The organism is Pseudovibrio sp. Ad5 (assembly GCF_001623095.1).
In the GTDB taxonomy this organism is placed as follows: domain Bacteria; phylum Pseudomonadota; class Alphaproteobacteria; order Rhizobiales; family Stappiaceae; genus Pseudovibrio.
This window is the reverse complement of record NZ_LMCH01000059.1, coordinates 22,922-47,848: the sequence shown is the minus strand read 5'-3', so window position 1 is coordinate 47,848 and position 24,927 is coordinate 22,922. Positions and strand designations below refer to the sequence as shown.

The 24,927-nt window shown below is 54.4% G+C and carries 23 protein-coding genes; 9 read left to right on the top strand and 14 right to left on the bottom strand.

From position 1 onward, the window contains the following. The first annotated feature begins 46 nt into the window (after nt 1-46). Both PsAD5_RS16535 and PsAD5_RS16530 read left to right on the top strand, forming a co-directional pair. A complete protein-coding gene (locus tag PsAD5_RS16535; RefSeq protein ID WP_063292874.1) occupies nt 47-1,000 on the top strand; it encodes a TAXI family TRAP transporter solute-binding subunit in 954 nt (317 codons plus the stop codon). 71 nt (nt 1,001-1,071) lie between these two features. Beyond that, nucleotides 1,072-2,829 (top strand): TRAP transporter permease, encoded by a 1,758-nt coding sequence (locus PsAD5_RS16530; RefSeq protein ID WP_063292873.1) that lies wholly within the window; start codon nt 1,072-1,074, stop codon nt 2,827-2,829. Nucleotides 2,830-2,905: 76 nt separating this feature from the next. Here the strand turns inward: PsAD5_RS16530 and PsAD5_RS16525 are convergent, their stop codons facing one another. From PsAD5_RS16525 to PsAD5_RS16510, 4 genes are read right to left on the bottom strand one after another with little or no spacing between them, the layout of a single operon-like run. Further along, nucleotides 2,906-3,727 carry an inositol monophosphatase family protein gene (locus tag PsAD5_RS16525; protein ID WP_063292872.1) on the bottom strand — a complete coding sequence of 274 codons (822 nt, stop codon included), beginning with the start codon at nt 3,725-3,727 and terminating at the stop codon, nt 2,906-2,908. Next, nucleotides 3,724-4,785: an ABC transporter ATP-binding protein gene (locus tag PsAD5_RS16520; RefSeq protein WP_057461516.1), complete on the bottom strand. Its 1,062-nt coding sequence runs from the start codon at nt 4,783-4,785 to the stop codon at nt 3,724-3,726. The genes PsAD5_RS16525 and PsAD5_RS16520 overlap by 4 nt, the downstream gene beginning before the upstream one ends. After that, on the bottom strand, nt 4,782-6,992 hold the full coding sequence (locus PsAD5_RS16515; protein ID WP_193757744.1) for an ABC transporter permease: 2,211 nt from the start codon (nt 6,990-6,992) through the stop codon (nt 4,782-4,784). The genes PsAD5_RS16520 and PsAD5_RS16515 overlap by 4 nt, the downstream gene beginning before the upstream one ends. A 58-nt stretch (nt 6,993-7,050) precedes the next feature. Beyond that, entirely contained in the window at nt 7,051-8,076 is a 1,026-nt protein-coding gene (locus PsAD5_RS16510; protein ID WP_063292871.1) for an ABC transporter substrate-binding protein, read from the bottom strand. 152 nt (nt 8,077-8,228) lie between these two features. Between PsAD5_RS16510 and PsAD5_RS16505 the strand changes: the two genes are divergently transcribed. Continuing rightward, complete coding sequence (locus PsAD5_RS16505; RefSeq protein WP_063292870.1) at nt 8,229-9,257, top strand: LacI family DNA-binding transcriptional regulator; 1,029 nt, start codon at nt 8,229-8,231, stop codon at nt 9,255-9,257. A gap of 7 nt (nt 9,258-9,264) precedes the next feature. Here PsAD5_RS16505 and PsAD5_RS16500 read toward each other — a convergent pair whose 3' ends face one another. Further along, complete coding sequence (locus PsAD5_RS16500; protein WP_208981790.1) at nt 9,265-10,278, bottom strand: NAD-dependent epimerase/dehydratase family protein; 1,014 nt, start codon at nt 10,276-10,278, stop codon at nt 9,265-9,267. Between the two features lie 326 nt (nt 10,279-10,604). Between PsAD5_RS16500 and PsAD5_RS16495 the strand changes: the two genes are divergently transcribed. Continuing rightward, nucleotides 10,605-11,204, top strand: a complete 600-nt coding sequence (locus tag PsAD5_RS16495; protein ID WP_063292869.1) for a flavoprotein — start codon at nt 10,605-10,607, stop codon at nt 11,202-11,204. Between the two features lie 75 nt (nt 11,205-11,279). Here the strand turns inward: PsAD5_RS16495 and PsAD5_RS16490 are convergent, their stop codons facing one another. From PsAD5_RS16490 to PsAD5_RS16480, 3 genes are all read right to left on the bottom strand, one after another. Further along, nucleotides 11,280-11,810 (bottom strand): DUF2938 domain-containing protein, encoded by a 531-nt coding sequence (locus PsAD5_RS16490; RefSeq protein WP_063292868.1) that lies wholly within the window; start codon nt 11,808-11,810, stop codon nt 11,280-11,282. A gap of 142 nt (nt 11,811-11,952) precedes the next feature. Then, nucleotides 11,953-13,218 carry a vanadium-dependent haloperoxidase gene (locus PsAD5_RS16485; protein WP_063292867.1) on the bottom strand — a complete coding sequence of 422 codons (1,266 nt, stop codon included), beginning with the start codon at nt 13,216-13,218 and terminating at the stop codon, nt 11,953-11,955. Nucleotides 13,219-13,331: 113 nt separating this feature from the next. Then, on the bottom strand, nt 13,332-14,783 hold the full coding sequence (locus PsAD5_RS16480) for an SLC13 family permease (protein ID WP_057461510.1): 1,452 nt from the start codon (nt 14,781-14,783) through the stop codon (nt 13,332-13,334). A 263-nt stretch (nt 14,784-15,046) separates the two neighbouring features. Here PsAD5_RS16480 and tsaA point away from each other — a divergent pair, with 263 nt between their 5' ends. The 5 genes from tsaA to PsAD5_RS16455 are packed head-to-tail and all read left to right on the top strand — an operon-like array spanning nt 15,047 to nt 20,510. Then, nucleotides 15,047-15,505 carry a tRNA (N6-threonylcarbamoyladenosine(37)-N6)-methyltransferase TrmO gene (tsaA, locus tag PsAD5_RS16475; protein ID WP_063292866.1) on the top strand — a complete coding sequence of 153 codons (459 nt, stop codon included), beginning with the start codon at nt 15,047-15,049 and terminating at the stop codon, nt 15,503-15,505. Between the two features lie 55 nt (nt 15,506-15,560). Next, nucleotides 15,561-17,123 carry an ABC transporter substrate-binding protein gene (locus tag PsAD5_RS16470; RefSeq protein ID WP_063292865.1) on the top strand — a complete coding sequence of 521 codons (1,563 nt, stop codon included), beginning with the start codon at nt 15,561-15,563 and terminating at the stop codon, nt 17,121-17,123. Continuing rightward, entirely contained in the window at nt 17,116-18,174 is a 1,059-nt protein-coding gene (locus tag PsAD5_RS16465) for an ABC transporter permease (RefSeq protein WP_244272094.1), read from the top strand. The genes PsAD5_RS16470 and PsAD5_RS16465 overlap by 8 nt, the downstream gene beginning before the upstream one ends. Next, on the top strand, nt 18,140-19,024 hold the full coding sequence (locus tag PsAD5_RS16460; protein WP_244272093.1) for an ABC transporter permease: 885 nt from the start codon (nt 18,140-18,142) through the stop codon (nt 19,022-19,024). The genes PsAD5_RS16465 and PsAD5_RS16460 overlap by 35 nt, the downstream gene beginning before the upstream one ends. Continuing rightward, on the top strand, nt 19,011-20,510 hold the full coding sequence (locus tag PsAD5_RS16455) for an ABC transporter ATP-binding protein (RefSeq protein ID WP_063292863.1): 1,500 nt from the start codon (nt 19,011-19,013) through the stop codon (nt 20,508-20,510). Before PsAD5_RS16460 ends, PsAD5_RS16455 begins: the two co-directional genes overlap by 14 nt. 38 nt (nt 20,511-20,548) lie before the next feature. Here the strand turns inward: PsAD5_RS16455 and PsAD5_RS16450 are convergent, their stop codons facing one another. The 6 genes from PsAD5_RS16450 to PsAD5_RS16425 form a co-directional block, all read right to left on the bottom strand. Then, on the bottom strand, nt 20,549-21,100 hold the full coding sequence (locus PsAD5_RS16450) for a gamma-glutamylcyclotransferase (protein WP_063292862.1): 552 nt from the start codon (nt 21,098-21,100) through the stop codon (nt 20,549-20,551). A gap of 80 nt (nt 21,101-21,180) precedes the next feature. Continuing rightward, nucleotides 21,181-21,852: a M23 family metallopeptidase gene (locus tag PsAD5_RS16445; RefSeq protein WP_063288024.1), complete on the bottom strand. Its 672-nt coding sequence runs from the start codon at nt 21,850-21,852 to the stop codon at nt 21,181-21,183. Then, entirely contained in the window at nt 21,849-22,397 is a 549-nt protein-coding gene (locus PsAD5_RS16440) for a hypothetical protein (RefSeq protein WP_063292861.1), read from the bottom strand. The genes PsAD5_RS16445 and PsAD5_RS16440 overlap by 4 nt, the downstream gene beginning before the upstream one ends. Before the next feature lie 61 nt (nt 22,398-22,458). Further along, a complete protein-coding gene (locus PsAD5_RS16435) occupies nt 22,459-23,655 on the bottom strand; it encodes an acyl-CoA dehydrogenase family protein (protein WP_063292860.1) in 1,197 nt (398 codons plus the stop codon). A 32-nt stretch (nt 23,656-23,687) separates the two neighbouring features. Further along, complete coding sequence (locus tag PsAD5_RS16430) at nt 23,688-24,122, bottom strand: acyl-CoA thioesterase (RefSeq protein WP_063292859.1); 435 nt, start codon at nt 24,120-24,122, stop codon at nt 23,688-23,690. Continuing rightward, nucleotides 24,103-24,753 (bottom strand): prephenate dehydratase, encoded by a 651-nt coding sequence (locus PsAD5_RS16425; protein WP_057461501.1) that lies wholly within the window; start codon nt 24,751-24,753, stop codon nt 24,103-24,105. Before PsAD5_RS16425 ends, PsAD5_RS16430 begins: the two co-directional genes overlap by 20 nt. Between the last annotated feature and the right edge of the window lie 174 nt (nt 24,754-24,927).

The following is a 24,927-nucleotide window of genomic DNA, read 5'->3' as shown; positions in this document are numbered from 1 at the left end:
AAATCTCTCAGCAATTTTAAGTATTTGTCGTTCCAGAGGATGATCCATGAAACTATTACACTCATGCGTGGCTGCTGCAGCACTTGTCGCGTTTTCGTTTAGCGCTCAGGCGGAAACCCGCGTCACTTATAAATCAGCGAAAACCTCATCCTCCTATTACCAGATGGCAGTACAGATTGCGGAAGCAATGAAGGAAGCCTCAGGTGGAGATATCATTGTAACCGTTGAAGAAAGTCAGGGTTCTGTTCAGAACGTGATGGAATCTGAGGTGCGCCCAGGCAACTACGTTTTCACCACACCGCCGGTACTGGTGAAGCTCGCCAAAGGTGGCAAGGCGATGTTCGAAGAACGGGCAAATCCCAAGTTCGGTGAAATCCGTGCACTGTTCCCGATCCCGTCTTTGACCATGCACTTTGTTGTTGGTGAAGACAGCGGTATTGAGAGCTTTGCGGACATGAAGGGTAAGAAAATCCTCATCGGCAAAGGTTCCTTTGGTGCGCGTGAAGGTGCTAAGTACCTGAAACTATTTGGCCTTGAAGGTGAAGTAGAGCTCGCGGATGTAGAGCTTTCCAACGCTGTGCCTGCGCTGAAGAACGGCCAGATTGATGGCTTTGTGACCGCAGGTTCCTACCCGGCGCCAAACGTGATTGAGGCTGCTGCTGGGACAGGTGTTGATGTTCTGTCTCTTTCTGATGACCAGATCGCTCAGACCAAGCGCACCAAACTGGTGATCCCGGCTGGAACCTATGCTGGTCAAGACGCTGACATCACAACAACTTCTCTGCCTGTTGTGGCTTACACAACAACACAGATGGATGATGCGACCGCATATGCGCTGACCAAAAGCTTCTGGGACCAGAAGGAAAAAATGGGCAAGGGCGCAGCATGGTGGAACGGTGTGGACAAGGATCTGCTCGGCAACATCAGCGGCAAAATCCATCCGGGTGCACTGAAGTTTTATGATGAAGTTGGGTACACAATCACCGACGCGCAGCGCTAAGCTCATTCATCTTATCAAAAATTCAGGCCCGGAGTATATTCTTCGGGCCTTACTCATTTTGGGTTATTTCGTTGAATATAATTCACCGTTCCGTCTGGCTGGTGCTCGGTCTGGCCACCGTGCTGTTTCATCTGGGTCTGATCTTTTCCGGTCTGGTTCCCAATCTGGTCAGTCGTCCTTTGCATATGGCACTGGCATTGCCTTGGGCGCTCATCCTGATGGCACGTAATCCCCTTGAGAAGGTGACGGGTTATGTGCTCACAGCCTTTGGTGTTTTCGCGGCTGGTTGGATTGCATGGAACCACTCGGACCTGTCGGATCAATACGGCTATCTTATTGATGATTATCAGCTTTATCTGGCATTTGGCCTGCTGATCACGGTGCTGGAAATGGCGCGTCGAGCCATTGGCTGGCCGCTGCCGCTGGTAGCTTTGATCGCGCTGGCCTATGGCATGTTTGGGCAACATATCCCCGGTGAGTTCGGTTATGCAGGTGTCCCGCTGGAAAGTTTTCTCGGTACCATGACCATTGCTGAAGGGGGATTATGGGGCAAGCTGACGGGAGTATCTGTTGGTGTTGTCGCGATCTTTGTGATCTTCGGCGCGTTTTTGAATGCCGGAGAAGCAGGCGCTGGTTTCATGAATGTGGCCGCCGCCGCTGCTGGTAAACTGAAAGGCGGAACGGCGAAAGTCTCAGTGATTTCGTCGGCTTTGTTCGGCTCCATCTCCGGCTCGGCTTCTGCGAACGTGGCGTCTACCGGCGCGATTACGCTGCCGGCCATGACCAAACTGGGTTACCCACGTGCACTTGCCGCTGCCGTGGAAGCTGTTGCCTCCTCAGGGGGACAAATCATGCCGCCGCTGATGGGAGCAGGTGCTTTTGTCATGGTGGAACTGACTGGCGTTCCGTACACCGGCATCATGGCAGCTGCGATTTTGCCCGCATTTCTATACTTTTTCGCGGTCTGGATGGGCATCAATGCCTTTGCCCGGCGCTATGAGCTGAAGGGATTGGCGGTGGAAGACCAGCCGGATACGCGCTCGGTTATCATCACCTCGCTGTTCTTCCTCGTGCCGTTCACGGTGCTGCTCTGGGCTATGTTCGTGCTGGGTTATACCCCTCAGTATGCCGCCTGTCTGGCGATTATGGCTGCGGTTGTGCTGCTGCTGATCGACAAGAACTTCAAGGTAGATCTGCGGAAAATCGGAGGGCGCTTCGAGCAAGCGCTGATGAACTCCGGCAAGCAGGTGGCGATGATCGCGTCGATTATCCTCTGTGCGTCCATCATCATCGGTACGCTTGGGGTGACTGGCCTTGGAGTGAAGATCACCTCACTTATCCTCTCCGGCTCCGGCGGCATGTTGTGGCCAGCTTTGCTGCTGACGGCACTCGCCTGCATGGTGTTAGGCATGGAAGTGCCAACAACAGCGGCCTATGTCATCTGCGTTTCTGTTGCTGGGCCAGCGCTTATTGATATCGGATTAGAACCGCTTCAGGCACACCTGTTCGTGTTCTGGTTCGCGCTGCTCTCCACCATTACTCCCCCTGTGTGCGGAGCGGTGTTTATTGCTGCGGGCATGGTCAATGAGAACTGGTTGAAGGTCGCGTTGTTCGCCATGGCGCTGGGGATTGGTCTTTACCTTATCCCGTTGGGAATGATAGCAAATCCGACGCTGATCACGCTTGTGAGCTCGCCAGTCTGGTCGCTGCTGGCAACGGTGAAGGTGGGGCTTGCGCTCTCTGCAATTTCCTACGGAGTCATCGCACCATTCTCACCACTTATCCGCGGTGGCCTGATCGCAGGTGGTGGCGTTTTGCTCTTCATCTGAGTGCATAAAAAAACAGGCGCTGCTCTGGGTGAACAGCGCCTGCAAGTGTGATCTAACCCGTTGTCTACTCGGGAGACTAGGCAAACTGGGTTAGATTTGTGAGGTCCAAAACCTCATCGAACACCTGCGGAGCAGCGCCCAAAACAGGATACGGGGCACTTGGGTTCTCAGCCATCGGAAATGGGAGAATTTTCCCGCCAGCTTCAGTGATAAGGCAGTATGCAGCCATGCAGTCCCAGGCAGACATGCGCGGCTCAACGTAGCCAACCAAGCGCCCCGCAGCGACCCATGCCAACATCAATGCACCGGAGCCATAACGAGTGTAGCTCACGCCTGCGGACATCAGGTCTTCGAACATTTTACCGACCTGCGCAGGAGCAACGCGGTCATTCGCGCCAACGCCCAACATGCCGGTCTGCAGGTTAAATCGATCAGTCACCCGAACTGGGGAACCGTTGAGAGTGGTGCCTTTGCCGCGCAGCGCCGCAAAGCGCTCCTTGAGGACCGGAACATCAATGATGCCGATGGCAGCGCCGTCTTTGTCGGTTACGGCGATGCACACGCACCACCCCGGTAAGCCATTGAGAAAAGGGGCAGTTCCGTCAATTGGGTCGATGACCCAGGTGTAACCGGTCGTCCCTTCCACAAAGCCAAATTCCTCACCAAGCAATGCATCCTCAGGGAAGTTTTTGGCGATTAGACTGCGGATTTTCTGCTCTACGGCTTTGTCAGCTTCAGAAACGACATCCTGCGGATGCCGTTTTGTGTCGATGTTCAGATCATCGCGATTGGCGAAGTGCTCAAGGGCAAGCGCTGCCGCTTCATCAGCCATCTTTTGGGCAACGTTGAAGCGTTGCTCTAACTCGGCAGCTTGGTCCAGAACTGTTTCAGTGGTCATTTTTTACCGCCAATCAGTGCAAGACCGCGTGCATCAAAGTCGATGCCAACAGAGGTGCCGTTTTCCAGCAATTCGTCTGTGTGGTTGTCGATGACAAACAGCAGACCAAGGTCGCTCATAACTTCGTACTGGAAATGATCACCCAGATAAGCCGCGGATTTGATCTTGCCGGTTGGACCGCCATTGACATCTCTGCTGAGCTTGATGGAGTTGGCACGAGCGGCCAGTTTGCCCTTGCCAATGCTGTGGTTACGGCTGCGCAGGTCAAAGCCCTTGCCGCCAATTTGAACGTTTGCAGTCTCTGCATTTACGTCGCTGATATCACAATCAAGGATGTTTGCTTCGCCGATGAAGTCCGCGATGAACTCGGAAGCCGGGCTCTCATAAAGCTCATAGGGCGTGCCATCCTGCTCAATGAGACCGTCACGCATCACAACAATGCGGTCGGAAACTGCGAGCGCTTCTTCCTGGTCGTGGGTGACGTAAACTGCAGTGAAATCAAGTCGTTGCTGGATTTCGCGGATTTCAGTACGCACCAAACGGCGCAAGCGGGCGTCCAGATTGGAGAGCGGCTCATCAAGCAGAAGAACCTGCGGCTCCAGAACCAGTGCACGGGCAACTGCCACACGCTGCTGCTGGCCACCGGACAGCTCGGAAGGAAGACGCGGTGCTTTTTCGCGCAGGCCGACAAGGTCGAGACCTTTCAGAGCCAGATCTTCTGCGTCTTTGAAGCCACTGGATTCTAAGCCGTATTTCACGTTCTCAAGCACGCTCATGTGCGGGAACAGAGCGTAGGACTGGAACACCATGGACACGTCACGTTCGTTCGGTGGAAGACGGGTGACGTCATCTCCACCAATCATGATGCGGCCAGATGTTGGGGTTTCCAACCCTGCGATCATGCGCAGGGTTGTTGTCTTGCCACACCCGGATGGCCCCAGCAGGGTAACCAGCTGACCCGGCTCAATCGTGAGATTGAGGTTCGGGATTGCGGTAAAGTCGCCGTAGTTTTTGCCGACATTTTCGAAGCGGACCTGACCAAATTTGGAATGTGTCATGCTGCGACTTCCTTCAGTTTACCCTGAGCAGGAGATTTTTGAGTGTTTTCCGGACGACGGAGTTTTCTTTCACCAACCAGCAGCTGGAAGATGAGAATGATGGTGACCATCACGAAGATGAGAACGGAGCTGTAGGCAATCGCCACGCCGTATTCGCCGTTCTCAACCAGACCGACCACATAGGCCGTCGCCATGTTGTATTTTGCGCTCACAAGGAAGATGACCGCAGAGATGGATGTGATCGCACGCACGAAGCTGTAGACCAGTGCCGCCTGAATGGCTGGACGCAGCAGCGGCAGGATCACTTTTTTCAGTGTACGCGCGCTGTTTGCACCCAGTGTCAGGGAAGCTTCATCCAGATTCTTGTCCAGCTGAGACATCGCCGCCACGCCGCCGCGCACACCCACTGGCATGTTACGGAACACGAAGCAGAAAATCAGGATCAGAGCGGTACCTGTCATCTGCAATGGTGGCAGGTTGAACGCCAGAATGTAGCTGATACCAATCACGGTGCCCGGAATTGCGAAGCTCATCATCAGGCCGAATTCAAAGGCGGATTTGCCCGGGAAGTCCTGACGAACGATGAGCCATGCGGATAGGATGCCAACTGCAGCAGTCAATGGGGCTGCGGCTAGAGCGATCCACATTGTGGTCCAGAAGCTGTTCCACGCAACGCCGGTAAAGGCAAAGCCGTTTTCAAACGAGATGGAGAACGCGGTGATGTAGTGCGCCAGCGTGACACTGTGGTCCAGACCCCAGACTTTCACGAAGCCACCGAACAGGATCAGGCCGTACACAGCAACGGTGAACAAGCTCCAGAGAGCAACAATAGTGCCGACCGGGATTGCAATACGCCGTGGCAGTTTTGAGTAACGGCCACCATCACCCTTACCAGTTACAGTCGCGAAGTTCCGCTTACCAAGCCACATCCGCTGCGCAAAGAAGGCAGAGAGTGTGAAGCCGAGGAGGATCATCGCCAGAACTGCTGCGCGGGACGGATCACTCTGTGCACCAACAACCGCGAAGAAGATCTCTGTTGAGAGCACGCCGCCGTTACCACCCAGAACCATCGGGTTGCCGAAGTCAGCCATGGACTCGATGAAGCCGATCAGAAAGGCGTTTGCCAGACCCGGTGCCATCAGAGGCAATGACACTTTGCGGAAGGTTCTCCAGCGGCCAGAACGCATGGTCTGGCTTGCTTCTTCCAGCGACGGGCTGATGCCTTCAACAACGCCAACCAGCACGAGGAAGGAGATTGGTGTGAAGCTGAGCATCTGTGCAATCCAGATCCCCGGAAGACCGTAGATCCAGCGGCCCAGCTCAAGACCTGTTGCAGCTTCAATGGCCTCGGTGACAAAGCCTGTACGGCCCAGCATCAGGGTCAGAGAAAGACCAATCACGAAGGGAGGCGTGATGATTGGCAGGATGCTCAAGGTGCGCAGACTTTTGCGGAATGGCATCTGCGTGCGGGTTACGATCAGTGCAAACGCAAGGCCCAGGAGGGTGGAGCCTGCCGCTGTTGCAATCGCGAGGAACATGGTGCGCCATGCAATGCCGCAACTTCCGCCAACCAGACAGTTCAGCTTCCAGATTTGCGGATCGGTGATGTTCCGCATGACACCTTCAGTGGTGAAGTTGCCACGGAAATCCTGAAACGCGCCAGCGAACATGGACAGAATTGGGTAGAATACGAAGGTCGCTACAAGCAGGATCAAAAGCGAGACGGCGGTGAGGACAATCGCGTCGCCTTTGAGAGCGCCCTTTTCAGCCAGGCCAAATGAAATGAAGGTGGTGAAGGTAAGTGCGAGCAACACGGCACCGGCGCCAAACGCAGGCTGACCATCGATACGGCCAAATGTTGCTTCCAGCAGGCTCCAGTTCCAGCCACGCAGGCCAATGGAAAGGCCTTCCAGCACCATCCAGAACAGGCCAAGAGCACCGATGATGGCAATCAGTTTGCCACGGTGGCCCGGCGCAGATTTCAGGCGCAGATATCCGGCAGCACCAACAAGAGCAAACACGGGGAGCAGTTGCAGCTTTCCTAGGAAGAGCTGGAAAAAGCCCGGCCAATAACGCTCTTTGCTCAGTAGATCCAAGACCCATTCGCCGCCAAAAAAGCCGCTGCGAATGTGGAACCAAGGCAATATAAACAACCCAAGGACGCCGCATATAAGTGCGAGGTCCAGCCGACGATTTTCATTTGTCATTTGGAAAAACCAGATTTTTTGGGGAAACGGGGCGAGCGTTAACTCGCCCCGATCTCAATCAGTTTGCAGCAGCGCCAACTTCCATGTCCCAGCGTGCCAGCAGGTTTCTGCGGCGGTCACTGCTTCCGTATTCCGCAAAATCGTAGTCGATCAGACGTACGTTCTCGAGCTTAGGAGCAGCTTCTGGCTGGGTAGAACCCTTGTTGGATGGAATCTGGTAGGAACCAGTTTCCGCCATCAGGTTCTGTGCTTCTGGAGTTAGCACCCAATCGTAGAACACTTTTGCAGTGTCTGGGTTTGGCGCACCGTCAATGAGAGACATTGAACCGATTTCGTAACCGGTGCCTTCACATGGAGCGACAACCTCAATTGGGAAGCCTGCTTCAGCCTGTTTCACTGCATCGTGCATAAACACGATACCGAGACCTGCTTCACCGCGGGCCGCTGCTTTAACAGGAGCGGAACCGGACTTGGTGTACTGCGATACGTTCTTGCCCATAGCCAACAGGTATTCGAAGGCTTCTTCTTCACCCATCAACTGAACGAGAGTAGCAAGTGCGGTGTATGCGGTGCCTGAAGAGTTTGGATCTGCAATAGAGATTTCGCCCTTCAACGCAGGATTTAGCAGGTCAGACCAGCATTTAGGACCTTCGATGCCCTTTTCCGCGAGGATCTCTTTGTTGTAGCCCCAGCCTAGTGCGCCAGAGTACACGCCTACTGTGCGGTAGCCGGAGGTTTCAGCCTGAGCAACAGCCCATGGCAGAAGTTCTTCCAGCATTGGCGATTTGTAAGCGACAGAGAGCTGATCGTTTGCTGCCTGCAGATGCGGATCTCCGGTTCCACCCCACCATACGTCCGTCTGCGGGTTGCGAGCTTCTGCACGGATCTTTGCATAAGCTTCGCCTGAAGAAAGACGGATCATGCTGACGTCAGCACCCGATTTTTCTTCAAACTTTGCTGCGAGCTTTTCGCACAGAGCGTTGTCAGCGGAGCAGATGACATTGAGTTCATCTGCAGACGCCGGGCTTGCACCAGCACCCACAATGAGGGTTGCACCCAACAAAGCTTTCTTAATAGATTTCATGTTTACTCCTCCCAAACACGTTGTGTACACGTGTACATAATATAGTCGGCTAAATTTTTGCAATGTCAACTTTATTCCAAGAAAGACTAATTTATTTTCTGGATATTTCCTGATATGCAGATGCAAACGTGTACAATAATCAGCGAAATTTGATGTCGGAAAAAGTGTCTTCAAGAAAGCAGCAGGTCAGGGCTGAGGACGTAGCGCGCCATGCTGGCGTGTCCCGTGTTTCTGTCTCCAGAACCTTTACTCCGGGGGCCAGTGTTTCTGACGCGACGCGCGCTAAAGTATTGAAATCAGCAGAAATACTAGGGTACCGCGTCAACCGCCTCGCGAGCAGTCTCAACCGCTCTGAAAGTGGTATCGTGGCGCTTGTTGCTGCTGAGATTGATACGCCGCACCGCGCTGCGATGATCGCTGAACTCTCCGAAAGGCTACAGGCTGCTGGTAAGGTAACAATGCTTATCAACACAAGTGGATATGAGGAGCGTGTGAAGGATGCACTGCTGCAGGCCATCAGTTTTCGCACAGAAGCAGCGATTATTTTGTCCGGTGCGCCCGATCCTTCCTTAGCCGACACATGTTTTAGCAATGGCATGAAGCTGGTTTTGATCAATCGTGAGGAAGATTTCCCGGGTTCTCTACAGATCGGGCCGGATAACAGGGCAGCAGGCAAGACCGCGCTGAAGGCTCTTTTGCGTGCAGGATGTAAGCGAATCGCCCTTGCAAACTCTGCAAATGCGACCTGGAGCATTGTGGAACGACAGAAGGGTTTCCTTGCCACTGCAGAAGAAGCCGGAGTTGATGTTCTGTGTGAGGTGGATGGTTTCACATCCTATCAGGCAGGTCTGGAGCTGGGAACGGCACTGCTTGATCGTGAAGACCGTCCGGATGGCATCTTCTGCACGACAGACCTGATTGCGTGCGGGGTCATTGATGCTGCGCGTCAACGATTTGGCTTGCGCACACCAGATGATCTTTCAGTGATTGGGTTTGACAATATTCAGCAGGCAGAATGGGAAGGATATGACCTGACCACCTTTGCGCAGCCGACGGATCAGATCATCGACAAGTGTCTTGAATGGTGCACCACGGAACAGCCATCCAGTGAAACGGTGAAGCTGCCCGCCAAGTTTGTGTGGCGTAACAGCGTGCAAAAAGCGCGTGTGCCTATGAAGTAGCAGAGTCTCAGGCTTGAGGAACGAGCCTGACCTGCTCATAGGCCTCATAGAACTCCGCAAACATCTCCTGAATGCCTCGTATGGGAACACCAAGGCTGTCGCGCTTGCTGAAGTCAAAGCGCGTTGGCGGTTCCGGGTCTTTGCCAAGTGGGGTTGGGAGCGCTTCTAGCGGCACATACTCAGCAATCTCCTGGTAAATCCGGCGCCAAGTCCAACTGCCGCTCACAGCAAAGTAGCGTCCGGAGGCCTCTGACTGCTCTAAAGCGGCCAATGCCATCCTTGCAAGATCCTGCGGGGAGGTGAGGGACATGGACCCTGCTGGAACTGTGCTGTGCCAGCCTGTTTTGCCGTGCCGTAGTTTTGCAAGAAAGCTGAGAACGTGACCTTTCAAGTGCGAAGGCAGGAGAGGGGCGCCCACCATCATGCTTGGCAAGAAGGTGCAAAGCTTCATGCCATGTTGCTCGGTGAACTCCTCTGCCGCTGCTTCCATTACAGTCTTTTGTGCCTGCGCATATTTCCTCTGCTGAATCTGCATCTCGGCATCTGAAATGTCCTTGTCCTCCTGCTTTTTAAAGGAGGGGGTGGCTGGTTCTGCGGAGGCTGTACTGGAACAGAGCACTGCTGTTTTAACACCTTGCCGATGTGCTGCTTTCAGGATGTTCAGACAAGCTTGTTCTGCAGGTTGAATGATCTCTTTCAAGCCGCGCTCGCGACCCAACTCCGCAGCAGGCGTCCCGTCTACACCGTGTTTGGTTGTTGGAATGCAGGCGATGAACACAGCCTTCGCTTGTGTCATTGGCGCATCGAACCTTTCAGAGTTGGATGTATCTGCTGAAAACAGGTGCAGTCGTTCCGCCGCGCCGGGCAAACGCATCAGGCCACTGACTTTATCAAGTTGGGAAATGTCGCGCATGGTGCCGTTGACGCGGTAACCGCGGGCCAGGGCTTCTTTGACCATGTAAGCCCCTGCCAGCCCGCTGGCTCCTGCAACGCAAATGGTTTTGATTTCAGTACCCCTCATCAATCCCTCCAGTTCCAGCAGCCTGATGGCTCATCTGAATGGAACCATGCCAGCAGTACATTCTCATTGCACATCGGAAGTTCTGAGGCAGGTCCTCAGAAAATTTGAGAGGTCGTCCTCAGCAAACCTGAGGAGAGCATTTCAAAGAAACAATTGGAATGTGGGGCATGATTTGAGGTCATCTGGCGACCAGAAAAAGACACCGCGCGATGAGCGGGCCAAGGTGCAGTCAACAACCTCCCCTAGGGTTCCGTCGCTCATCCAAAGGCGCCAATCGCGCGGCACCTCCATCATCTTGAAATGGATTTTACAGAGAGGATTTTTCCATGGTCACCAATGACACTCCCGACAAAGCCCGCATTCTGATTGGGGCGAGCGCATCTCTGGATGCGACTCTGCTACCCAGCTATCTGCGCGAGATCAAGAATTCGATTGATTGCACTCTCACCGCCATGTTCACACCCAATGCCATCAACTTTGTGAACATGGACAGCATCGCGCTGTTCGTAGACCGGGTGATCTGCGGAGATGACCCGAAGGACTGGCCCACCGACAAACCGGGACGTATCGCAGCCGAGCACGATATTCTCGCCGTGATGCCAGCAACGGCGAATACACTGTCTGGTGTTGCCAATGGATCTTCACTCAATCGACTGACCACCGTCATTCTTGCTGCTGAGTTTCCGGTGCTCTTCTTTCCGGTGATGGGCGGACCCATGTGGAAAAAAGCCTCCGTCAGACGCAATGTGGCGCAGATCCGCGAGGATGGTTACGAGGTTTGTGATCCGGTTTGGCGTGAGAATTTTGACCCGCATATGGGCAAGATCCACGGGCACCAATCCCTGCCAGACCCTGAGGTGGTGGTGGAGCAGATCAAGAAGCATCTGCCTCAATATCAGGTGCGCAGAGAGCTTGAGCTGAGCTAATTTAAGCAGCTTTCCCGACCGACAAAAAGCCCGCCGCTCAGGAGAACGGCGGGCTTTCTCGTGATCCTGAAACAATCAGGATGCGGAGGAAACCGGTGCTTCAATTGGTTTGAAGACCTTGGTCTGAACCCAAAGCGCGACATACATGCCCAGGCCAAATGAGAAGTGCGTCATGAGGCTTTTCAGGCGAGCGAAGTCCGGGTTCGGCCTGTTGGAGGCCATCACACCAGCGCCAAGAGATGGCTGCATGACAAAGAATGGGAACACGATCATCACAACACCAAACAAGATCGCAAGGATCAGGGATGGTTTTTGCAGCTGACGATTTCCAAAAATCATGACGAAGGCTGCAACGAAGACGATCCCGACCAGATAATGCACCGTCCAGCCAATGGTTGCTTCTCCTGCGATAGGTGCAGCGCGGCGGATGCTTTCGTGCGTGAATTGTCCGTCCAGCATATGACCCAGCCAGCGGCCAACCACTGAGAAGTTGCTCTGCGGAATGCCAAAGAGGCTATCTGCTGCGATGGCCCAGATATCCATGAAGAGCGTTGCGCCAATGCCAACAAAGAGAATGCGGAGTGCTAAACCAGTTCGATTTTCCATAGTACCTGTTCCTTTAGATCTGCGGGTGCTTTGCCGGAAGTGGCGCTTGCAAGTGCTCCCTTTTCTGGGGTGATAAAAAAAGCAGGCCGCGAGGGGATTGGAGTGCGGCCTGCAAGTGCAAGCTAAGTCAGGAGGAGCTGACCTAGCGGCTGCCTGCACATTTCTTGATGTCGCTGATTTGCTTCAGAGGCTGCAAAGAGGTCTCTGCTACGTAAGAGCCGATCTGGTAGCCCAACATGTCGCCAACAGCGTTAGAACGGCGGTAGTGAACGCCGCCAAGAACGCGGGATTCTGACTCTTCCTCAGCAAACTGCTGGAAGCTGACATATTCTTTGGAAAGACCGCCCTTGCCATTGAAGGTGAAGGCCATTTTGCCGTCGCCGAAGACGGACTCCATGACTTCCTGAGCCGCGCTGCCGCTGGTGCAATGCTGACATGGATATTCAGGATGCATTGGTGCTGGCACCAAAGAGCTCCACTCCATATCGGCCTTGAGGGTTGGGTGCTTATAGGTTTTGCCCAGAGCTTCCATTGCTGTTTGCGGACGCCACAACGCGTACTCATACTTTGCGTTGAAACCAGCAACCAGTGAGTCTGTCAGCGCAAGGTTGAGAAGCGCCAGTGTGCGGGCTTCTTCCAGCATGGACAGATCACAGGACGAGCTGCTTTTGCGGGCGATCTGGTTCCATGCACCGGAGCCGGAGCCTGCATGAAGCTTGGCGATGAAGACGTTGTTCTCATTAGTCTGCGTTTCTTTGCCGCCCAACTTTACGACTTCACTCAGACCACGCTGATACTGCATGCTCTCCAGTGCCGGAGGTGGCGGCACGCGGAAATGCGTTGCAGAGGACAGGACAAATGGTTTCATCTCACGAATTTTCGGCGCAACCATCTGGCGTTTAGACGTTGGCTGATACACACCCGCTTCTGCTGGACCCGGCGTGTAATCTACCGAGAAGTTAGCGTTGTCTGATGCGCGCGCTGCCAGAATTTGCTCCGCAACTGCCTGGCCCAGAGCAATGCCGGACTGAGGGCTCTTCAGGTTTGCAAGGCGCTCTTTTGCTGCAATTTCCAACTCCGCTTTACGCTCTGGCATAAGGGTCGACAGAACGTGCAGGGCCGCCTGAGTGACGGCTGCTTGCGCAGATGCATCCGGATTGGTTGAGCCAGTATATGCGTAAGGAGCGTAGGTGCCCTCGACTGCGTTTGCGGCATCGAACATTGCAGTATGCAAAATTGTCAGGGCGCGCTGGCGTTTGGCTCCAGGCCACTTTTCAGCGTTGAAAAGGCCCATGGCGGTGTCTTGCCAGTCAGCAGCCAATTCTGCTTTGGCGGCTCCACCAGTAATCACGAGCGCCAGAGCGCCGCTGTAAGCAATTGTCTTCAACCAAGTAAATCGGGTCGTCATACTAAAACCTCGCAATTTGAAAACGGCTATAGCTAGGAATGGAAATTCGCTTTGCACAAATCGAAAGAATGGAAGGCGGGCCTCAGTATTTGTGTGGGCCCGCCTGAGGGTGCTTAAAGAAATCCGAGTAGGTACCACCACAGCATGTCGATTGGGACAAGCAGGAACAGGCTGATCGCAAACAGCGTCAGGCACAGTTTGATCACGGCCTTCGGCGGCAGGTTTCCAACCTGAATGGCGGCGACCAGTGGCGGCGCCTGAAACGGCAGAAATACATTGGAAAACGCCATAACCTGCGTCATCAAAACAGTCTGCAAGGGCAGGCCAGTGGCATCTGCCAGATCCCCGGCAACAGGGGTCATCACCGCAGGCACACCCGGCAGGTTTGTTGCCATGGCAACCAGTGTCGACAGGCCAGTGAGGACGGACAGGTTCCAAATTGGTGTGTCCTCAGCAAACCCGGCTTTGCCGCCAACAGCCTGAACCAAAGCCTCACCCAGTCCGGCAACTGAGATAACCGCTCCCAGCCCCATGATGCCCGCGACGAACATCAGAGAGCCATAGCTCAGGTCCTGATTGATGCAGGTTTTGGAAGTCAGCTTGGCATTGGGCCAGAAGCAGGCGAGAGCCGCAGCAAGACCAACCCATGCAGGACCAATCGGATGCAGGCTGTCCGTCAGCCAGAAGATGAGGCACAGGGCCAGAATGATCATCAGGCGCCGTTCAGGAGCACTAACGGGTGGTACTTCCTCTGTGGTCTCATGCGCGTCCTGAGGAAGTTTGTCCGGGAACAGGACCAGCGTCAGACCGATAAGGATGAGTGATTTCAGGATGCCCAGAACCGGGAAGTTCAGACGCAGGTAATCCCAATAGGAAATGCTGAGGTCATACAGACTCTCGCTCATCCCCGCGAGGATCATGTTGGGGGCATTGGCAGGCAGAATGGTGAAGGCTGGAGCGAAGGTCGCAAAGGCCGCCGCACACAGCATACCTGTGCGCCCGTTGGAGCCGGGCTTGAAACCGATCTGTGCAGCAAGGGCGGAGATCACCGGCAGCAAAATCATGATACGGCCAATGGAAGACGGCACCACAAACGCCAGCGCCACACTGAAGGCAACAATGCTGGAGACCAAGCCGGCATAGCTGTTGAGCGGCAAACGCATCAACAGAACGGCAGCTCGTTTGTCCAGCTTGGTGTGCTTGATGGAGGCGCCAAGCACAAGGCCTGCAAACAGCAGCCAGAAGGTTGACGTCTGGAAGCCGGAGAACACCACGTCCGGCGGAGCAATGCCTATCACGATGGCAACGAAGAAGAAGGCGAGCGCGGTCCAGTATTCCGGCACCACACCTGTTGCCCACAAGCCGAGGCAACCAACGGATAAAACCGCAGCAACGGCCATGCCAGCAGGCAGATAAGCGGAAGCCAGAAGGCCCGCGATTGTGGCGGCAATAGCCACTCCAAGAAACTGCCAGGTCTGTTTGGTGTTAAACGAGGATTTTATTTTTTCGGGCGTGGGACTGAGCCCGGAGGCCGGAGCTGTGTCGTGCTGGGTGTGATCTGTCATAGCGACCTGTGATTCTGATTTTGAAAAATGAGGTGCCAGAACTATGATTTTCGCGCTTGCCAATAATCCAATCGATTTATCAGAGGCATAGCCTCAGCATTTTCGAATATGCTGATCAATGCGCCCTCAGAAAAGCTGAGGTAGCCTATCTGATAAATCGAATTTACTCGGATATCGTCTCCAAGTATCGATCTGTTGTTAAGGTAGGCTTTGGCTTTGGAGACGTTAAGTGTTTAATTTTGCAACCTATTACGGCTTCATAAATGAATAACCCGCAGGAAACCACGGTGTCTTCAGGCATCATCATGAACCCGATTGGCTTTGTGCGCTCAGGCTTCTCAGAAACGCGCGAATGCCCGAAATCCAGTCGTCGCAACCCTGCCCAGAGCCAACTGGAAATTGCTTCTCCTTATGCGGATGCGCTTTTGAACATCACGATGGCCTCTCATCTTTGGGTGATGTACTGGCTGCACCACTCTGACGGAACCGCGCTTGTTCGGCGCGCCCGCGGAGAGGAAGCAGCACGTGGTGTTTTTGCCAGCCGTTCACCCAACCGCCCGAACCCGATTGGTTTGAGCTCGGTTGAATTAATCAAACGGGACGGCAACGTTTTGACAGTGAGTGGATTGGATTGCATCGATGGCACGCCAATTCTGGATATCAAACCCTATGTCCCTATAGAAGACCACCAGCCAACTGCGCAAATTGCGTGGCAGCCATGATCCGGAACCTGAGGATGCGCATGTTGCCGTGCGTCCCGCTCAGAAAGTCTGAGACATGCACATCTTTCACCAACCCCTTGTGCGCGTTGTAATCGCAGCTGTCGCGGCTCTGCTGCTGACAATAGCTGCGGGGATTGCTGGTCCCATAAACCAGCTTGTTATAACCGATGCCCGCGGAGACCGCGGGATGTTGGCGCCTTATGTTCATGGCAGAAACGGCATTGGTTACCTCTACACCACATACGTTTTTGATAGCCTGTTGAGCCAGTCGAAAGACGGCGAACTGGTTCCTGCACTGGCGCGGCGCTGGACTGTTTCCAAGGATGGCTTGACCTGTGATCTGTATTTGGATTTGCGTGCGTCCTGGCATGATGGGCAGCAGGTTACAGCGGCGGATGCAGCTTTCACTTTCAGCTACATGAAGGAACATCCGTACGTTTTTGTTTCCGTCGAGAATGTGAGAGAAGCCGAGGTTATCTCTCCTGATCACCTCAAGATCTTTCTCAAAAAGCCAGATGCAGGGTTGCTGAACGGGCTCCTGCTTTCCATGCCAGTCCTGCCAAAACACGTTTATCAGGATGTGGTTGAACCACAGCGTTTTGCGGAACCGGATGCTGTTATTGGTAGCGGACCTTACCGCCTTGTTGAGTACAGCAAGGCACAAGGGCGCTATGTGCTGGAAGGCAATGCAGACTATTATCTGGGCAAGCCGAAATTCAAGCGTATTGCGATTGTGAAGATGGCAACAGACGCGGCGTTGCGGGCGGCTCATGCTGGGGAGATTGACGTGATTTCCTATCTGCCTCCGGACCGTTTGGAACAGGCCGAAGTGATAGGCATGAACGTTGCCAAGGCGTTTAGCCACCATTCCCTGCGCCTTGGATTCAACCATAGCGGACGCTTCAACGACAAGACGCTTCGCCACGCGATTGCCTATGCGATTGACCGGCCTGCCATCATCGAAACTGTTTTCCAAAAAACAGCGGATGTTGCAGATACCGGGTTCATTCAGGAAGAGTCGCCCTGGCATTCCCAAGACAAGCATCCTGAGTATTCCTTTAATTCTCGGCGGGCTACTGATCTGCTGTTCTCTAAAGGGTGGGACCGAGGAGAAGATGGGCTGTGGTATCGTGATGGAGAGCGGGTTGTTTTACGCCTTCTTGCCAGCAGGCGTGAAAGCAAAACAGCGAAAGTCCTTGCAGAACAACTGGAGACCTTTGGCATAGAGCTGGAGGTTCGCATTTTGGAGCGTGCCGCGCTTCAGGACACTCTGTCTGAGGGCAATTATGATCTGGCCCTCTATGCCTCCGGTACTCTTGGCGATCCGAATGGAATCATGCGCCGTGTCTTTGGGCGTAAATGGGCCAGCGATGGCTATCAGGGTGAGCATCTGCAATCGCTGGTGATTGCACAGTCTGTTGCAACCAATAAGACGGAGAGGCAGAAAATTCTGGGCGAATTTCAGAAGGCTTATTCTGAAGAACTACCAGCTTATGCCATCGCAAATCCTCACATGGTGACGGCTTACAACGATAAGCTTTCAGCCCTTCAGTTTATGCCCGGCGGTGTGGCGATCGGCGTCCCTTCAGCACTCCATAAATCCTATCTGGTTGACTGATCAGCTGGACACCCATTGTCAGCTGCCTTCGGGGGGCTGGCATAAGACAACCAACAACAGACAGGCCGTTCTTGTGGTACCTCCGATTATTTTAAACATGCTGTCTGGCCTTGGCATCCGCCTTCTGGTGTTTGCCCTGCTGGTTTTGCTGGTGTTCTTTTTACCGCGAATGCTTCCAGGGGATCCTGTTGAGGTGTTTCTTGCCTCTGATCTTTCTCGTAACCTCACTGGTGCGGAGAGTGCTGAACTCCGCGCTCAGTTCGGCCTGGCGGGAGATTGGCCGCAGCAGCTTGGCGTTTACCTTTGGGATCTTATCAGAGGCGATCTGGGGTACTCGGTTCCGCATGCTGCCCCTGTCTCGGAACTGCTCAGAGCATCTATTCCCTGGACCTTGCTTCTGATCACCTGCGCTGCGCCGATTTTTCTTCTGGCAGGGGCTGCTGGTGGCATTGAAGCTGGCAAGGCGCCTGGGGCTTTCTTTGACAGGATTGCGACTGGCGTTGTGACGGTTGTCGCCAGCATTCCGCCATTCACCTCTGCCGTGCTGTTGCTGCTTGCTTTCGGCATTGTGTGGCCCGTGTTGCCCTCCGGTGGATCTGAGCCGTTTTTTCCCAGCAGCAACCCGTTGCAGCGAGATTTTGATATCGCCCGTCACGCTGTGTTGCCTGTACTGGCCCTGTCACTGCACGAAATATCCCGGTTCTATTTTCTGGCACGGGGAGAGGCGATCACGCTGTCTCAGCGGCCTTTCATTCTCAATGCCTGCGGGCGTGGCATCAAAGGCTGGCGCTTGCGCACGGCTTATTACGGGAGAAGCCTGTTTCCGGTTTTTCTGGCACGAATGAGTGATGCGCTGACTGGCTTGTTTGGTGCTGTCCTGTTCGTTGAGATTGTCTTCTCCTATCCCGGAACAGGGCACTTGATTTATAACGCTATTTTGGATCGTGACTACGTTTTGTTGCAGGGTGCGGTTATCGTTATGGCTGGTTTGGTTCTGCTGCTGAACTGGGTCATTGATGCTGTCGCAACAAGCCTGGCGCGTAGAGGGTGATCTCATGCTTGGTTATTGGTCACCAATCACACAAAGTGCTGGTTTCATTTCACGAGGAGCGATTGCTGCCTCAGCTGTGCTGGTTATGGCAGGCTTTGCGCTGTCAGAAAGTTTGCCTCATTACAAAACCAGCCCGGATGTTTTGCAGGCCCCGAGCATGGACCACTGGCTTGGCACCAATGGGATTGGGCAGGATGTTTTTGTCGGTCTTGTAAGAGCTGCTCCAATCACGGTTTTTCTTGCACTCATCACAGCCACCGCGGCGCTCGCGCTGGCTTTGGCTGCGTCCAGTCTGGCTGCGTTTGGCGGGCCGCGCATTCGCAGTGCGGTCTTGCGATTGGTGGACGTGCTGCAGGTGATCCCGTCCATCCTGTTATTGCTGCTGCTGGCGGCCTGGATACAACCCGGTTTCCTTGGGCTTGTCGTGCTTTTGTCGCTGACTGGCTGGCATGAGGATGTACGCGTTGCTCTGCCGATTTTGCTGCGGGAGCTGACCCGCGAGAACGTGCATTTTGCGCGGCGGATGGGGGCCAGTCGTAGATACTGTCTGCGCCACCACATCCTACCCGCGATCTGGCCCGCAATCGTTGGTTTGTTTTTGCAAAATGTACGGCAGGCAGCCCTCAAAACTGCCGGTTTCGGGTTTTTAGGACTGACTGATCCAAGGCTGCTGACCTGGGGCAGTATGATACAGGATTCAATGGACTATCTTTATACGGATGCATGGCTCTGGCTCTTGCTTCCGCCAGCGGGTGCGCTTTCACTGTTTCTCGTTGGCATTTTGATTATTGGTGAAGGCTACATGTCAAACGGCAGCCTCAACGGAAGGGAACATCATGATCCGCGTTGAGCAGCTTAATCTTTACTATGGTCGCCAGTCTTTGCTTGAGGATGTCTCTTTTGAGATCCACAAAGGGCAAACTCTGGCGGTTATTGGAGAACCCGGCGGTGGCAAGACGAGCCTCGCCCGCTCTCTCATGGGTCTCATTCAAGGGCGCCGGTTGGCAGAAGATGAACAGCCCTTGGCTTCCAGTCATTTCAGCTGGAATGGAGAGGCCTGGCTGGGAGACATGAATGTCCTGCGCTCGTCACGCGCACAATTGCAAGGCATGCGGGGATGTTCTGCAGGCCTGATCGTGCAAGCGCTGTCGGATGCATTAAACCCTCATTTGACCGTTCTGCAACATGTGCAGGAGATGCTGCAGGCACATGGGCTTTATGAGCGGGATGCGCTTGAGGAATGTGCCAGAGGGAATATTCCGGAGCGTCTTTTACATCGTTATCCCTCGGCTCTGAGCGGCGGTGAAATTCAGCGCGTGCTGACGGTGCTTGCTCTGGCGAACTCGCCTGAATTTCTGATCATGGACGAGCCGACCGCCGCGCTGGATAGTTTCAATCGGGAAATCGCCATTCGCTCGTTTCAGGCTGGGAGTGAGGACCGCTGCCAGATGCTGATCACGCACGATATTGAACTGGCACGCCGTCTGGCAAGCCATGTGGCTGTTCTGCGCAAAGGCAGATTGACTGAGATCGGGACAGCTGAAGAGGTGCTCGACAGACCACGCAGCATCTACACCCAGCAACTGCTGAAACTGAGGCGAAACGCGCACAACTCAGCCCCGATCCTGGCAAGTGGAGAAGGGGGGTATCCGGAGTTGGAGGCGCGTAGTGGTCATGGATTGACCCTTGATAAACTGCATCACAGCTTTGATGGAAGAGCCTTGCTCTCCAACATTTCTGCATTTGTGCCGGCAGGCCGGTGTCTTGCGATTTTGGGGGGAAGTGGGAGCGGAAAAACCACGCTTGCGCGGTTGTTGAGCGGTTATGAAACTGTGCAGGACGGCTTTGTTTATTGGCAGAATGAGGAAGGGCGCGGCAAGTCCGTGGTGGCGTTGATACCACAGCACCCACACCGCGCTATGGCCTGTCATTTTACGGTCTATGAGGTCCTGAAAGAAGCGCTGATGTTGTCTGGCGGGGACCAGTCTGAGCTCACGCGGTTGCTGGAGCGGGTTGGCTTGCCGACGGATTCAGACTTCCTGCGCCGTAAAACCAGAAAGCTCTCCGGCGGTGAAGCGCAACGATTGGTGATTGCACGGGCACTGGCAATACGGCCTCAGTGTCTGGTAGCTGATGAACCGACCTCAGCTCTGGACATGCAGGCCCGCAGTCAGGTGCTGGAAATCCTGCGCAGTGTGATGCGCAACAAGAAGATGGCTCTGGTGCTCTTCACTCATGATCATGCCGCCGCCCGTTCGCTGGCAGACAAAGTCTGTCATTTGGAACAGGGCGAACTCATCTGCACCCAAGCACCGGAAACGAACGCTGCAAGCTGAAAAGAGGACCAGCACGTTTTGGCAACGTGCTGGTTTGCTTAGGCTGGGGCTACTGCAGCAGACCGTATCGAGCGCACGCGGTCTGAGAGCCAGTCCAGGTCGGGGTCTGCGATGCCGAGCTCTGTCAGGTGATCTGCTGTGTTCCAGAGGTAGTCACAGTTCGGGCCGCGTTCGCCAGCAGCTGTCGCGATGATCTGAGCTTGTTCTTCGGCGTTAAACTGGCCGTATTGCTCGTGCTCGCGGTTGACCACATAGGTGAGTGCCTCAACCTCGCGGCCATCCTGCAGTTTAAGCGTGGTGATGATTTCTCTATATGCCGGATTGAACAGCTCTCGTTTGCGCAGGTCTTCCAGCACCTTCTCCTGTCCATCGCGAGGAATACCCAAAGCCACACCGCTGCAATAAGCATCGGGTGCTGCATCCAGCGCCAGAACCAGGCCGTGTTTTTCAAATGTGCCGCGGTAGCGCAGCGAGCACAGGCAGAACCGGCGTTTCCAGCCATCAAGACGGGCGGGCACTTGCTCAACAGGTTCAAAGCCAGGGTGCCAGATGAGTGAGCCGTAGCCAAAGACCCAGAGAATATCTTCCATTTCTTTTCCCTTTTCAGGAGAACATTGAAAAGCACAAAGGGCACCGTGAAAGGCGCCCTTCGTGATCAAATCTCAGCTGATCAATCCATAATCAATTGATAGGATGCCACGAGACTGGTGTAAGGCGGCAGGAACACTGATTTCGGTTCCCCGTTCAGCAACACCGTGTCTTTTGCATCGAAATGCAGATGGATTGGTAGCGGCCCAAGCCAGTTGTTGGAGATCTTGCCAATGCGGTTGCCGCGGACAATCTTGTCCATTGGCTTCACCTGCAGAGTGGCCATGTCTAAATGCACATAACGATACAACGTGCCGGTGGCGCTCTGGATGGTCACACCAAAACGACCTACATGGGCAACAATGCCGTCTTCTGCTGCAACGGCCCAGTGCTTGCTGGCTTCACATGATGCCGGGCGAATGTCTTGCCCCTGATGGCCGCCTGACGCGCAAACTGGCAGATCGGCCCTGCGGAACTCGCAAAAGTTATCGCGCCATGGGTAGGAATAGTTCACCGGATCACACTCGGACCCGCCATCAGCCTTGAAGCCACCCGGTGCATAAGCGTGAGAGTTGGCATAGGCTGGGCCGGATTCCACCGGAAACCGCATGTTTGGGAAAAAGATGGCATGGCTTGCAACACCCTTGCCGGTGTCTGCAATCAGGTCACCCGGCTGCATAAAGCGGGAGCTGTCATCTGCGTGAGCGGAGAAGCCAAAGGTCAGGGCCAGACAGAGATAGATAAATCGCATCATTGGTTTGCTCCATTCACAACAAGGAGGGTCTGAACGACGCTTTGAAGAAAATCAGACTTACGGCAGCGCGTGTCTTTGATCGGGTTATCGCAGGTCAGGCGGATTGTGTAATGCGCCCCATAGCGGTTCAGATTGTAGTCTGCCCCGTTGCCGATGGATTCATGCGCTGTTGCCTTATGATGCTCGGTGAGATCTTCCGTTCCGGTCAGCACACTGTGAGAACCGAGAATGCTGATCTGCGCACCTTCCAGAGTGTAAAACGCAGCATAGGATGAGTTCTGGCTTCCGAACTGTGGTGTCTCCATCTTCGCATCACTGCCGAAAATCAAGACTGGCAGTTCAATGTAACTGAGCTTGCCAGTTGTAGCGGCGACGAACTTCTCCACGGCGGCTGGGTCCCTCGCGAGTGATCGCTTTGCAGCGGATTTGGCTGCTTGCCAATCGATCTTGGTTGGCACACGCTCAACACCATTCTTTGCCAGAGTGGGAGCGGCGGTTGTTGCTGCCAGAAGAGTGGCCGCTAATGCGACTTTGGCGAATTCCATAAAAGTCTCCTGTAAATGCAAAAGAGTGCAAAGCCCCGGCAATATCGGGGCCTGCATCAAATCATGCTGTTTCAAGTACGCGTTCTTCGCGCACGGGCGCTGCTTCTTTTGCCGCTTTCGCCTCCAGCCGTTTCATCTGGCTGATGATGTTGCGGCGGTGCATTTCTTCAGTGCCGCCCACAGCGCAAAACGCCAGTGCATCGCGCAGGAAGGTCGAAACCTCGCCCTGGTGATAGCCTTTGGTGCCGTAGAGCTTGAGCAGATCAATCGCACCACTGGTGATCGCTTCAGCCCCAACCAGCTTGGCAATAGAGCAGGTCATGCCGGCTTCCGGTGCGCCGGACAGAAGCTGTTGGAGCGCGCCATAGGCCGTCCACTTGGCGGATTCTGCGGAGATGCGCATGTCGGTGAGCTTCTTCTGCACGTACTGGAACTCAAGCACCGGCACTTCGAAGGTCTGACGCTCCTGAGCGTAGCGCATCGCTTCCTTCAGCATCGGTTCAATCATCCATGCCGAAACCAGACCGTAATACAGTCTGCCGAGGGAGACGAAGGTGATCAGGTTGCGCAGGCCCTTGCCGGGAACGCCAAGCAGATCACCGTAATGCAGCGGGATATTGGTGAACTTCATCGGCCCGGTTGGCAAATCCAGATTGCCGAGCTTCTGGTCGTAGTCGCCAACTTCAAGGCCCTTGGTGCCTGCATCCAGCAAAATGAGCGAGATACCGTCACGCGCATGACCATCCAGCTTGCACACCACAAGCGTGAAATCCGCCACAGGCGCATGGGCAATGTTGTACTTGGCACCATTGAGCATGAACGTCTCATTTGGTCCCGGTGTCAGCACAGAGGAGGTGGAGCGCACATCTGTGCCCGTATCAGGGTCTGCAATCGCAGTTGCGCTGAGCTTCCCTTTCAGGATACGGCCAAGATAATCCTTCTTCTGCGCTTCCGTGCCGAACAGGTTGAGTGCATGAACCATGCCTGCCTGTGCGATGATAGAAAGCAGGATACCCGGCGTACGCACAGAGCATGCAAGACCTTCCAGAGCAGCGGTAAAGTCCCACCAGTCCGTGCCTGCACCGCCATACTCAGCCGGGACGATGATCTTCCAGAGACCGGCTTCTAAAAGCCGGTCCCATGTGTTCTGATCAAATGCCTGCTTGCCAGCGTGAAGCTCTGAGTGGTCAATCTGGCTGCCAATTTGAGCATACTTTGCTCGCAGAGCCTGTTGACGTTCATTCCATTGTAGATCCATCAGAGATCTCCAGATTTCAAAAGTGACGGATCTTAAGCTGGCTGATGATGAGGGGCAGGTTCTTGCAGAGCTGCAACCGCAGTCTTGAACTCATCCGGCACCGGATAGGTTGCCTGCTTTTCGTAATCAAACATCACGTGAGTGGACGCTGCATTGGCAACCACGCGGCCATCTGCATCACCAAGACGCATTTCATGCTGCATCTCAAAGCTCTTGCCGCCAAACTTTGTCACACGGCTCAACACAACCAGATGGTCGCCGTAAAGAGCCTGAGAAACGTAGTCACAAGAGGTCTTCACCATGATGTGCGGCAGCTTTTCAGACTTAGGCAGCTTGAGCAGATCATGCATGTATTCAAGATAAGCGGACTGCATGTAATCGTAGTAGATCGGGCTGCTCACATGACCCATTGAATCTGTATCGCGGTAGCGGATATCGATTGGTGTTTCATAAGCTTTCTGTGTCATGAAATTCCCTCCTGTTGGGGTTTTGAAAATCATTGGTGAATGAAGGCTGGGTCTGTGTTGCGGCCTGCAACGGACCATGAATGGTGAAGCCCATAGGCACGGGGCCGTGCTTTGTCAGGACTGTCAGAGAAAACTCGTTGGCGGCGCACAGCGTGGTGATGCAGCCATCAGCCTCGCCTTTGGCGCACACAGCCGCGGCTTGCGCGTTGCTGGTGACGTACTTGCGCTCAATAGAGGCCGGGATCAGCTTTTCCGGTGCCGGATGCGTTGCGCAAAGGGCTGGTGTTTTGCCGGTAGAAGAGGCCAGCACCATGTTGTCGGTGTTCATGATGAACACGTCCATCAGTTTCAGCTGGCCGATGTGCTCGTAAATAATAGAATGAAGATGCGGGTAGGCGACGACACTCAGCAAAACGGACTTGCGGCATTGAGCAACGGCTTCCGCTGCAATTTCCATGGTCGGGTGAAGAAAGACTTCGGCGTTTTTGCAGTGACGCTGTACCCATGTCAGAGCTGCTCTCTCGCAGTTCGTACCAGTCGGCCCCAGAGTGTGAACTTGCCGGACCCAATCAAAGGACAGTGGGGCTGTTCCTTTGGCCAAATAGTCCGAGGCTTCAATATGTGCATCCATAAATTCTCTGATCCTTCACTTGGGAAGAAAGACTGAAAAATGCCGATGCAGGATTTGCGCGAGGCGCTCCCCTGACAAACTGCGTTGGCTTGTCGTTGTTCTTATGCATGTGCAGAGCGGTAGCACGCGCAGACTCCGATAAATCTCCGTTTGCTCTGCCGGTTTTGAGGTGAA

Excerpts from the sequence above, each read along its gene's own strand:
- PsAD5_RS16535 (WP_063292874.1), top strand. The coding sequence starts at position 47 with ATGAAACTATTACACTCATGCGTGGCTGCTGCAGCACTTGTCGCGTTT.
- PsAD5_RS16525 (WP_063292872.1), bottom strand. The coding sequence starts at position 3,727 with ATGACCACTGAAACAGTTCTGGACCAAGCTGCCGAGTTAGAGCAACGC.
- PsAD5_RS16520 (WP_057461516.1), bottom strand. The coding sequence starts at position 4,785 with ATGACACATTCCAAATTTGGTCAGGTCCGCTTCGAAAATGTCGGCAAA.
- PsAD5_RS16515 (WP_193757744.1), bottom strand. The coding sequence starts at position 6,992 with ATGACAAATGAAAATCGTCGGCTGGACCTCGCACTTATATGCGGCGTC.
- PsAD5_RS16510 (WP_063292871.1), bottom strand. The coding sequence starts at position 8,076 with ATGAAATCTATTAAGAAAGCTTTGTTGGGTGCAACCCTCATTGTGGGT.
- PsAD5_RS16505 (WP_063292870.1), top strand. The coding sequence starts at position 8,229 with ATGTCGGAAAAAGTGTCTTCAAGAAAGCAGCAGGTCAGGGCTGAGGAC.
- PsAD5_RS16500 (WP_208981790.1), bottom strand. The coding sequence starts at position 10,278 with ATGAGGGGTACTGAAATCAAAACCATTTGCGTTGCAGGAGCCAGCGGG.
- PsAD5_RS16495 (WP_063292869.1), top strand. The coding sequence starts at position 10,605 with ATGGTCACCAATGACACTCCCGACAAAGCCCGCATTCTGATTGGGGCG.
- PsAD5_RS16490 (WP_063292868.1), bottom strand. The coding sequence starts at position 11,810 with ATGGAAAATCGAACTGGTTTAGCACTCCGCATTCTCTTTGTTGGCATT.
- PsAD5_RS16485 (WP_063292867.1), bottom strand. The coding sequence starts at position 13,218 with ATGACGACCCGATTTACTTGGTTGAAGACAATTGCTTACAGCGGCGCT.
- PsAD5_RS16480 (WP_057461510.1), bottom strand. The coding sequence starts at position 14,783 with ATGACAGATCACACCCAGCACGACACAGCTCCGGCCTCCGGGCTCAGT.
- tsaA (WP_063292866.1), top strand. The coding sequence starts at position 15,047 with ATGAATAACCCGCAGGAAACCACGGTGTCTTCAGGCATCATCATGAAC.
- PsAD5_RS16470 (WP_063292865.1), top strand. The coding sequence starts at position 15,561 with ATGCACATCTTTCACCAACCCCTTGTGCGCGTTGTAATCGCAGCTGTC.
- PsAD5_RS16460 (WP_244272093.1), top strand. The coding sequence starts at position 18,140 with ATGCTGTCGCAACAAGCCTGGCGCGTAGAGGGTGATCTCATGCTTGGT.
- PsAD5_RS16455 (WP_063292863.1), top strand. The coding sequence starts at position 19,011 with ATGATCCGCGTTGAGCAGCTTAATCTTTACTATGGTCGCCAGTCTTTG.
- PsAD5_RS16450 (WP_063292862.1), bottom strand. The coding sequence starts at position 21,100 with ATGGAAGATATTCTCTGGGTCTTTGGCTACGGCTCACTCATCTGGCAC.
- PsAD5_RS16445 (WP_063288024.1), bottom strand. The coding sequence starts at position 21,852 with ATGATGCGATTTATCTATCTCTGTCTGGCCCTGACCTTTGGCTTCTCC.
- PsAD5_RS16440 (WP_063292861.1), bottom strand. The coding sequence starts at position 22,397 with ATGGAATTCGCCAAAGTCGCATTAGCGGCCACTCTTCTGGCAGCAACA.
- PsAD5_RS16435 (WP_063292860.1), bottom strand. The coding sequence starts at position 23,655 with ATGGATCTACAATGGAATGAACGTCAACAGGCTCTGCGAGCAAAGTAT.
- PsAD5_RS16430 (WP_063292859.1), bottom strand. The coding sequence starts at position 24,122 with ATGACACAGAAAGCTTATGAAACACCAATCGATATCCGCTACCGCGAT.
- PsAD5_RS16425 (WP_057461501.1), bottom strand. The coding sequence starts at position 24,753 with ATGGATGCACATATTGAAGCCTCGGACTATTTGGCCAAAGGAACAGCC.